This is a genomic window from Streptomyces sp. NPDC058678 (assembly GCF_042714835.1).
Taxonomy (GTDB): Bacteria; Actinomycetota; Actinomycetes; order Streptomycetales; family Streptomycetaceae; genus Streptomyces.
The window spans coordinates 1-9,274 of record NZ_JBHXSG010000138.1 but is presented as its reverse complement, the minus strand read 5'-3'; the positions used below and the strand labels follow the sequence as shown (position 1 = coordinate 9,274).

The following is a 9,274-nucleotide window of genomic DNA, read 5'->3' as shown; positions in this document are numbered from 1 at the left end:
GATAAGGCGTACGCCTCCCGCAAGAACCGCGCCTATCTGCGCAGACGTGGCATTCGCTGCACCATCCCGGACAAAGTCGACCAGGCCCGCAACCGAAGGAAACGCGGCTCCCGCGGCAGCCGTCCGCCGGAGTTCGACCCGGAAGACTACAGGCTCGGCACGCAGTCGAGTGCGGCATCAATCGCCTCAAAAAGCCACCGCTCCGTGGCCACGGGGTACGACAAGCTCGCGGTCCGCTACGAGGCGACCGTCCTCGTAGCGGCCATCAACGAGTGGCTGTGACCAGCACATTCGATAAACGCTTTCGGAACACCAAGAAGGTCACGAACTTCGATGGCCCTGTTCACCAGGGGACAGCCATCGTCGCTGTTGGCTGTCGGTGAAACCAACGGCCTGGGGAGCGATTACCAGTGACGGCTGGTTGGTCAGGGCTACGAGACGTTGAGCGGCAGATCTCGGTGGAAGACGGCCATAGCCTGGCCGGGGCCGTTGTAGTCATCGACGATCTTCGTGTCGAAGCCGAGGCTGCGGTGGAAGGCGATCGAGCCGGTGTTCTCGACTGACGTGATCGCCTTCAACTGCCGTGCACCGTGACGTTCCGCTGCTTCGGCGAACGCCGTATACAGACGACGCCCGAGACCGGTGCCACGGGAGTCGTCACGCGTGGCGATCAGATGCACGTACCCGGTGCCGTCCGGGGTGACGAACCCGAAGATGTACCCACGGATTCCGTCCTCGGCCCGGGCAACCAAGCAGGTGGAACCAAACTCCTGCACTAGTGCAAGAAGGTGTAGCGACCGAAGGTCGCGTTCACCCCAGTAACGGGGGTGATCAGTCAGGACCTGATGGAAGTCGGCCACCCCGGCCGTTGCGATGTGTATCCCCATGGTGACGATCATGGCAGGCGCCCTGGCCGTTACACGCGAAGTTCCGCACGGAGACATCGAGCAGTGGCCACCAGGAACGGCACGACAAACTCGCGGTCCGCTACGAGGCTACCGTCCTCGTTGCCGCCTTCAACGAGTGGTTGTGACGTACTGGTCCGACGGCAACTCGAACACCCGGACTCGCCGACCGCAGGTGGGATTGACGGTCTCACGGACCGGATACATCCCCAGTTTGGTCATGATCCGTTCGGAGGCGTCGTTGCCCACTTGAGTGATGCTGACGATCCGATCCAGCCCTCGCTCTTCGAACCCGAACCGTACAGCGGCCGCAGCGGCCTCCGTGGCCAAGCCCTGCCCCCAGTGGGAACGTCCCAGCCGCCAGCCGACCTCAACCGCCGGCAGTACCTCCGGCAAGAAGTTGGGCACCGAAAGGCCGGTGAACCCGGCCAGCTCGCCAGTGGACCGGATCTCCACGGCGAACAGGCCGAAGCCCTGTGACTCCCACTCCCTCTCCCATGCCTGGACCCCGTCGCGAGTCTGCTGTTCGTCACGGACGCTGCCGTCACGGATCCACCGCATGACCTCGGGGTCGGCATTGACGGCAGCCATGGGCGCAACGTCTTCCTCGCGCCAGCGACGCAGAATCAAACGGGGAGTCTCAAGCGTGACCATCCAATCATTCTGGATCACAAATGGGCTCTCCGTCATCCTCACCAGGCACTTTCGATACACGCCCTAACGGGTGTTGCACAAGGCTGTGAGCTGGGCATCTCTTGGGTATGGCCGCGGTGTTACGTGCTGAACGGGTGTGGGTGGAGACGTTCACGGGGCTGCTGACGCAGTTTTCGGGTCTGTTGAAGGTGGTGCGGGAGCGGGGCGGCAACGGCACCCTGCGGGGCCGGCCGTGGTCTTTGCCGCTTGCCGATCGGGTGCTGATGGTCGCGGTGTACTACCGGACGAACCTGACCATGCGGCAGCTGGGTCCGTTGTTCGGTGTCTCCTCCTCCACCGTATGCCGTGTGATCCAGCGGCTGGGGCGATGCCAGGGCATGGCGGGACTCCGGTCTGGCCGAGCACTGCCACGGTGTGGCCGTGCTCGGCGACGGTGCCTACATCAACACCGGTGTGATCGTCCCGCATCGCAAACGGCCCGGACGGGCACTGCTGAAGGGCGAGGAAGAGGACAACACCGCCCACCGCAAAGTCCGCGTAGGCGTCGAGCACGTCTTCTCCCGCATGAAGAACTACAAGATCCTTCGCGACTGCCGGCAACGAGGCGACGGCCTCCATCACGCGGTCCAGGCCGTCGCCCGCATGCACAACCTCGCCCTCGCCGCATGACCCGCCAAGCCCAGCCGCCCGCCTCAGGCTGCTTGATCACAGCCGTGTGCAACACCCTTTAGCCCACACCCCACGTGGGCGGACTGATCCCACCTCGGGACGTCAGCGGCGTCGGCGCGGACTGCATTGCCGGCCGCCACGCGGACCGTGCGGCAAATCACCGCCTCGTCCGCGTGGGGAGCGACGGCACCGGCGAGGCGCCGGGCGTCCTCGTCGTCCCGCCCCCGAACCTCCATCGCCGCCAGTTCCTCCCAGGGGGCCCTCGCCGGGATCGTCGTGTCCGGTGAGGAGCACGGCCACGGGCTCGTTGCGCAGGCCGCGAGCCACGAAGGCCAGGCACTGTCCAGAGGGCTCGTAGCCACTGAGCGTCGTCGACATGATGCTCCTTGGCCAACGCACCGACGAGCGTCAGTACCGCCACGCTGATCAGGAACCGGTCCGTCACGTCACCGCTGTGGCCGAGTGCCCCGCTCAAGGCGTTGGCCTGCGGCTTCGGGAGTGCGCTGATCCGCTCCGTCACTGGCCACAGCAAACTCGTGGAGTGCGGCGAACGCCAGGTCCGACTCCAACCGAGTACCCCGGCATCGCAGCACAGTGAAGTCCGCGGCGGCGGACTCGGCCCTGTATTCGAGTAGGGCGGTCTTGCCGATACCGGGGTCACCCCACAGCATCGGGGCTTCCGCGTCGCCCTGACGAGCGGCGTCAAGGATTTCTCAAGGGTCGCCCGGTCATGGCGCCTCCGTACAGGTCCATTTGCTTGAAGGCTTAAAGGTCTGCTGTCGCCGGAGCCACTCGCGATACCTCGTTTCATCCCCAACTGGTGACGTGCTGACGGATACGGTGACGGATCCGCTTCCGGGCCTCCCTCCGTAGCGTCGGACGTGCTCAGTCCACTCGCGCCCCACCGCAGGAGGATGACGTGGCGATTGCGATCACCGAGGCCGGGAGCGCCGACCGGACAGTGGCCGCGCTCCTCAACGACGCCGCCCGCGCGGCAAGTTCAGAGGCGCCGACCCGGTCGGCGCCGCTCTGGCCGCCTCCCAAGTCGGCGAGGGCCGCGCCGAGGACCCGTGTCAACGGAATGCGATGCGCATACCGGTAGCTCGGCATACCGGCGCCAGTCATCGCGAAAAGACAGGGGCCGTATCCCAGAGCGGAGGAGGACGGCCCCGCCGCGCGCCGACCCGTGGGGACGGGGATTGGCGCGCTGGACGGGCCCGGCGGCCGATTCCCTGTCCCAGGAGCGACCGCCGGGCCCGGTCACCGCACCGTACTTCCATAGAAAGAAAGAGGTGTCGGCAGGTGTCCGGCCGACGGAGAAAGAGTGGCCAGCCACGCCCGATCCCGTCTGCCGGGCCACTGCCGATGCACTGATTACTTGCGAGGATTGATGGATCAGCACGATGAAATGTCTCGTCGAGGCGCTCTGAGGGTCGGGTTGGGCGGGCTGGCCGGCGCAGCCGTTTCGCTGCCTTCAGGACAAGCCTCGTCATCTCCTGCTTCCTCCTCTTCTGTTTCCTCCTCCGCCAACGGTGCGGCTGCGCTTTCGGCACCGGCCATGACTTATGAGTTCACCGCCGGCACCAATGCGTTTGTGTCCGCTTCACCCGCCGGCGGCCGGCTGATCGCCGCGGTGCAGGGTGCGTTGTGGTCGGTCCCGCGTGCGGGCGGGACGGCGACGGCGCTGACCCCGGCGGACCTGGAACCGACCCGTGCGGCCTGGTCGCCCGACGGCTCGCGGATCGCCGTCTGCGCGTATCAGGGGGGCGGGTTCCATGTGTGGACGATGGCTGCGGACGGTTCCGGTCTACGTCAGCTGACATCCGGCCCCTGGGACGACCGGGGTGTGGCCTGGTCGCCCGACGGTTCGCGGATCGCGTTCTCGTCCGAGCGCGGCGGGGATCCGGTAGCCGGAAGTTCCTACGGCATCTGGACGGTGGATGTGCGGTCGGGTGAGTTGGCGCAGCTCACCGACGATGCGGAGGTGGAGGACTACGACCCGGCCTGGCACCCGGACGGCACCGTGCTGATGTTCGTCCGAGCCAAGGCCGGCGGCGGACGGACTCTGGCCTCTGTCCCTGCCGGGGGCGGGGAGGTGTCGGTGGTACGTACGGTGGACGCGGGCACGCTGGTCGGTCCGGCGATCGCCACGGACGGCCGGGTGGCCTACGTCCACGTGGGCGATTTCGCCGCGCCCTTCAATGCGGCGAGTTCCATCCTCATGGTGGACGGCGAGGCCCTGACCGACGGCGAGGACGTCTCTCCGTTCCCGCCCTGCTGGACCCCCGACGGTGAGCTCTTCTATGTCGCCGACGGGCAGGTGAAGGTCCGGCGTCCGGGCACCGCACAGTCCGCGCCGGAACAGATCCCCTTCACAGCGTCACTGAGCCTCTCCCGGCCGGAGTACCGCCAAAAGCGCTACGACTTCGACTCGTTGGTCGACCGTCAGGTGCGGGGAATCCACCTTCCGGTGCTCTCTCCCGACGGGAAATCGGTTGCCTTCGCCGCACTCAACGCCCTGTGGGTGATGCCGATCGGCGGTCGTCCCCGGAAGCTGGTGCAGGCGCACGCGTCCGCCTATGTGCAGATGCCGTCCTGGGCACCGGACGGAGAGAGCGTCCTGTTCTCCTGTGAAGGAGGCGCGGACGGCAGCCTGATCAGCGTCCACCGTCACTGGCTGGGCAGCGATCGCACCGATGTGCTGGCAACCGGAGGCCGCCTGCACCCCGTGCTCTCTCCCGACGGCTCCCGACTCGCCTGCCACGACTCCACGGGCAACCTCCTCATCCGTGACCTGGCCACGGGAAGCGAGGAGACGCTCGTCGCGCCGCTCGGTGCCAACGGCCTGCCCGGTCCCCCGAGTTGGTCGCCCGACGGCAAGTACATCGCGTTCTGCGACCGCAACCGGCTCAACCCCCGGTTCCGCGAGGGGTACAACGTCATCCGCGTCGTCGACACCGGTACCGGGCAGTGGACCGCCCATCAGCCCACACCGCACGCCTCCCTGTCCGACCGTGGTCACGGCGGCCCGGTATGGTCGCCGGACGGCTCGGCCATGGCGTTCATCATGGAGTCCGCGCTGTGGGTCATGCCGGTGCACCCCGACGGCACACCGGCCGGTGATCCATCGCGCCTTACCGACGAGGCCGCCGACCACCCCTCCTGGTCGGGCGACTCCGGCAGCTTGCTCTACGAATCGAGCGGTCGGCTCAGGCTCATCGAACGCGACGGCACCGGCCGACGCACCATCCCCGTGCCGCTGCGGTACCGCCGCCGCCTGCCCTCCCGTTCCGACGTCACCAGAGTGCACGTAGGACGCCTGTGGGACGGGACCGGCGAGACGGTCCGTGAGGACATCGACATCGTTGTCCACGACAACCGCATCACCGCCGTCGAACCTCACCGCGCACGGGCAGCGGCGGGCGAGAAGCTGATCGACGCGTCCGGCTCCACCGTCATCCCGGGACTGTGGGACTCCCATATGCACCCGTGGCAGTACACGTACGGAGGCCGGCAGAACAGCCTCATGCTCGCCTACGGCATCACCAGCAGCGTCTCGCTCGGCGGTTTCGCCCACGAGGCGGTGCGCATCCGCGAGTCCGTGGCCGCAGGCAGCATGACCGGACCGCGCCTGTTCGCCACCGGGGAACTGATCGACGGCAGCCGGGTCGCCTACAGCATGGGCAGGGCCCACCGGACCCAGGACGGCGTCAGGCGATCTCTGGAACGGGCGGTCGCACTCGACTACGACTTCGTCAAAACCTACGTACGCGCGCCCACCTGGATCATGCGGGAGGCCGTCCGAACCGCCCACGAGGAACTCGGGGTCCTCTGCGGAAGCCACTTCCTGTCACCAGGCGCAGCCGTCGGCCAGGACCTCAGCACTCATCTGCAGGCCACCGAGCGTGCCGAATACGGACACAGCTTCTCCCCGACCGGGCACGCCTACCAGGATGTCCACGAGATGTACCGGGGCGGCGACTTCAAGATCATTGTCACGCCGTTCATCGCTTTGGCGTTGCTCATGACGGACCCCTCACCGGCCAAGGACCCACGCGTCACCACGCTCATGCCACCTTGGGACACCGCCTTCGTCCAGGGAATCGCGGCGGCCCCAGCCAGCGATGCCGCCACACGGGCCCTCGAGCAGGACGCGGCCGTCTTCCGGAAAATCGTCGCCGACGGCGGCACACTCGCTCTGGGCACCGACGCCCCCCTGACCCCCACCGGCCTCCACCTCCATCTCGGCCTCCGCCTCCTGCACCGCTCCGCCGGCCTGTCCGCCGCGGCAGCACTGCGCACAGCCACTGCCATCCCCGCAGAACTGTTCGGAGTCGGTGACGACCTCGGAACCCTGGAACCAGGAAAGCTCGCCGACCTCGTGGCGATCGACGGCAACCCCTTCCACAACTTCGATGACCTGATCCGTACCTCGTGGGTCATGCGCGACGGCGTTGTGCTCCGCCAGGACGACCTGGTCGGCACGTTCGCCACCAAGTCGGCTGAACAACGCACCGCCGACCACACCGACTGGCTCACCGTCAGCCGAGAGCTGCGCCGCGAACCCTGTTGTTCCCAGCACGCCTTCGACGTCTAGGGGCTGTCCGGCGGATCAGGTCGACCACTTGCCATTCGCCGCCCTCCCCACCCCATAGCCTTACGACAGTAAGGCAAACGATCGTAATCCACTTGTTCAAGGAGTTCGTGATGGCGACAACTCGGCCGGTGGCGCTCGTGACAGGTGCCTCATCGGGGATCGGCAAGGAGGCTGCCCGCGCCTTCGTCACGGCCGGTTTCGAGGTGATCGGGACCGGCCGCAAGACCTCCGGACTCACCCCGCCCGCCGGTGTGACGTACCTCGACCTCGACGTGGCCAGTGACGACTCGGCCACCGCCGCGGTCGGAGAGGTGATCGAACGGTTCGGGCGGATCGACGTCCTCGTCAACAACGCCGGTATGGGTTCAGCCGGTGCCGTCGAGGAGAACTCCCTCGCCCAGGCCCAGAACATCTTCAACGTCAATGTCTTCGGCGTCATCCGTATGACCAAGGCCGTCCTGCCGCACATGCGCGCCCAGGGAAGCGGACGCGTCATCAACATCTCGTCCGTCCTCGGTATCACCCCCCAGCCCTTCATGGCCCTCTATGTCGCGACGAAGCACGCGATCGAGGGCTACTCCGAGTCGCTGGACCACGAGGTGCGCGAGCACGGCGTCCGGGTCCTCCTCGTCCAGCCCGCCCTCACCAAGACAGGTTTCGATGCCAACGCCGCGCAGCCCGACACCCCGCTGCCTCTGTACGCGGAGCGGCGGCGCGCCTTCGACGAGGGCATGGTGGCGGCAATAGAGAAGGGCGACGACCCCGCCGTCGTCGCCAAGGTGATCGTCGAGGCAGCCACCGACAAGAAGCCGAACCTGCGCTACACCGCCGGCCCCGTGGCCTCACGCGTCAGCAAAGCCCGCCGCCTCGTCCCCGCCCGCGTCTTCGACCAGCAGATCCGCAAACTCAACCAGCTGCCCGGCTGACCTACTTTCCCCAACGTCATCGGCAGGCTGACCCGGACGACCTCCCCCACGCCGGGGGCCGCGTCCGCCTGCCCGACCGGCGGAGGCGTCAGCACGGTGGACCCATGGGCGGCCGTGGTGCTCGCCGCCCGCCCCGAGCACCGCATTCACCGGCACCGCATTCCCATCCGGCTCAGGCCCTTGGTCTGCCCTCTATTGATCAGTCACTCGTTCCGTCCGACGTAGGACAGTCATGTCACAGCAGCAACACCAGCGGTCCGCCCGGAGCGGCACCACCATATGGGTCGTGGCCACCACCAGCCTGGCCGGACGCATCACCGCGCTGGACAACCTTCGTCACGACCGCCCTGCCTTCGATCCGTGAGGACCTCGGTGGCGGACTTGTGGACCTCGAATGGACGGTGAGCGCCTACACCCTCACCTTCGCGGTCCTGCTGATGTTCGGCGCCTCGCTGGGTGACCGGTTGGCGGCGACGGCTGTTCGTCCTCGGGCTCGGCATCTTCACCGCCGCCTCCGCCGCGGCCGCGCTCGCACCGGGGATGAGCGAACTCATCGCCGCCCGAGCGGTGCAGAGCGTCGGGGCCGCCATCGTGACGCCCTTGTGCCGATGCGCCTCTTCCGTCATCGCTCCTTCAGCGCCATCAACGCCGCCAGCCTGCGCGTCTCCCGGCTGCCCCACCTGGCGCCGTGAAGTACGTACCCCCCCGCGCATCCGGACGAGGCCCGTGCCCGGATCGGCTGACCATGCCTTCGACCTCGTCCCTGCCGGATCCGGTGCTCGCCACGCCCACCGCCGACCACGTACTCACGCTGGATCATGCGGCGGAGCCCAAGTGGGACGACTACCGGGCGCTCGTGGGCCGGTGGTCCGGCGGCCTCGTACTGATCCGTTCCCGCTCAGGCGGTGACTGGGCATCTTCCCGAGATCGTCGCCGCAGCCACCGACTTGCCGGACGACCCCGCGCTCGACGGGGAACTGGGTCGCGTGGGAGAACGACCGGGGCTTGTAGAGCGCTGTTGAAAATCCAGCCTTGCGGATCTTCGACGAGGAGCACAAGGGCAGTTGGACCGTTCTGCTCCCTGCGTCAGCTTGTGGGGGCCTTGCGCTGTCTCGCGGGGCCTGTCGTGACAGGCCGCCCCTTGTTTCCTGGCGGTAGGGGTCTCTTGCGATGCACGCAGGACCGGAGCTCGCGGTTCGCCGACGCGGTAGCCAGGCAGGCATACAGGGAGAAAAATCAGCAAGGTGGGCCAATAGAGACTATGCACAGACGGTCAGTCGGCGGTTTCCGGCTCGTCGTCCGCTCGTGGCCTTTCCCGTACCGCACCCCACACTTCCCGGACCTTTCTCGGATCGCCGGACGTGACCACTTGCCATCGACCGACGACCACCCTATGGTCGTACGAACGTAAGACATACGGACGTAAGACATACGGACGTATTCCAAAACCAAGGGAGCTCGTGATGGCGGCAACTCGGCCGGTGGCACTCGTGACAGGTGCCTCATCAGGGATCGGCAAGGAG

4 protein-coding genes and 3 pseudogenes are annotated in these 9,274 nt (G+C 67.2%); 5 read left to right on the top strand and 2 right to left on the bottom strand.

The genetic code is table 11. The annotated features are described in order from the left end of the window. Positions 1 to 282, top strand: a pseudogene (locus ACFWWR_RS47655) (IS5/IS1182 family transposase); the annotation flags it as partial. Positions 283 to 431: 149 nt separating this feature from the next. Here the strand turns inward: ACFWWR_RS47655 and ACFWWR_RS47650 are convergent. After that, on the bottom strand, positions 432 to 899 hold the full coding sequence (locus ACFWWR_RS47650) for a GNAT family N-acetyltransferase (RefSeq protein WP_384310611.1): 468 nt from the start codon (positions 897 to 899) through the stop codon (positions 432 to 434). A 117-nt stretch (positions 900 to 1,016) separates the two neighbouring features. Next, positions 1,017 to 1,559: a GNAT family N-acetyltransferase gene (locus tag ACFWWR_RS47645; RefSeq protein ID WP_383878542.1), complete on the bottom strand. Its 543-nt coding sequence runs from the start codon at positions 1,557 to 1,559 to the stop codon at positions 1,017 to 1,019. Positions 1,560 to 1,666: 107 nt separating this feature from the next. On the opposite strand from ACFWWR_RS47645, the pseudogene ACFWWR_RS47640 reads away from it, so the two are divergent. The 4 genes and pseudogenes from ACFWWR_RS47640 to ACFWWR_RS47625 form a co-directional block, all read left to right on the top strand. Beyond that, positions 1,667 to 2,228 (top strand): annotated as a pseudogene (locus ACFWWR_RS47640) (transposase family protein). 1,390 nt (positions 2,229 to 3,618) lie between these two features. Further along, the gene (locus ACFWWR_RS47635) at positions 3,619 to 6,825 is read left to right on the top strand and encodes an amidohydrolase family protein (RefSeq protein ID WP_384310609.1); all 3,207 of its coding nucleotides are present in this window, start codon (positions 3,619 to 3,621) and stop codon (positions 6,823 to 6,825) included. Between the two features lie 110 nt (positions 6,826 to 6,935). Then, the gene (locus ACFWWR_RS47630; protein WP_384310608.1) at positions 6,936 to 7,751 is read left to right on the top strand and encodes an oxidoreductase; all 816 of its coding nucleotides are present in this window, start codon (positions 6,936 to 6,938) and stop codon (positions 7,749 to 7,751) included. Between the two features lie 232 nt (positions 7,752 to 7,983). Continuing rightward, positions 7,984 to 8,390 (top strand): annotated as a pseudogene (locus tag ACFWWR_RS47625) (MFS transporter); the annotation flags it as partial. Between the last annotated feature and the right edge of the window lie 884 nt (positions 8,391 to 9,274).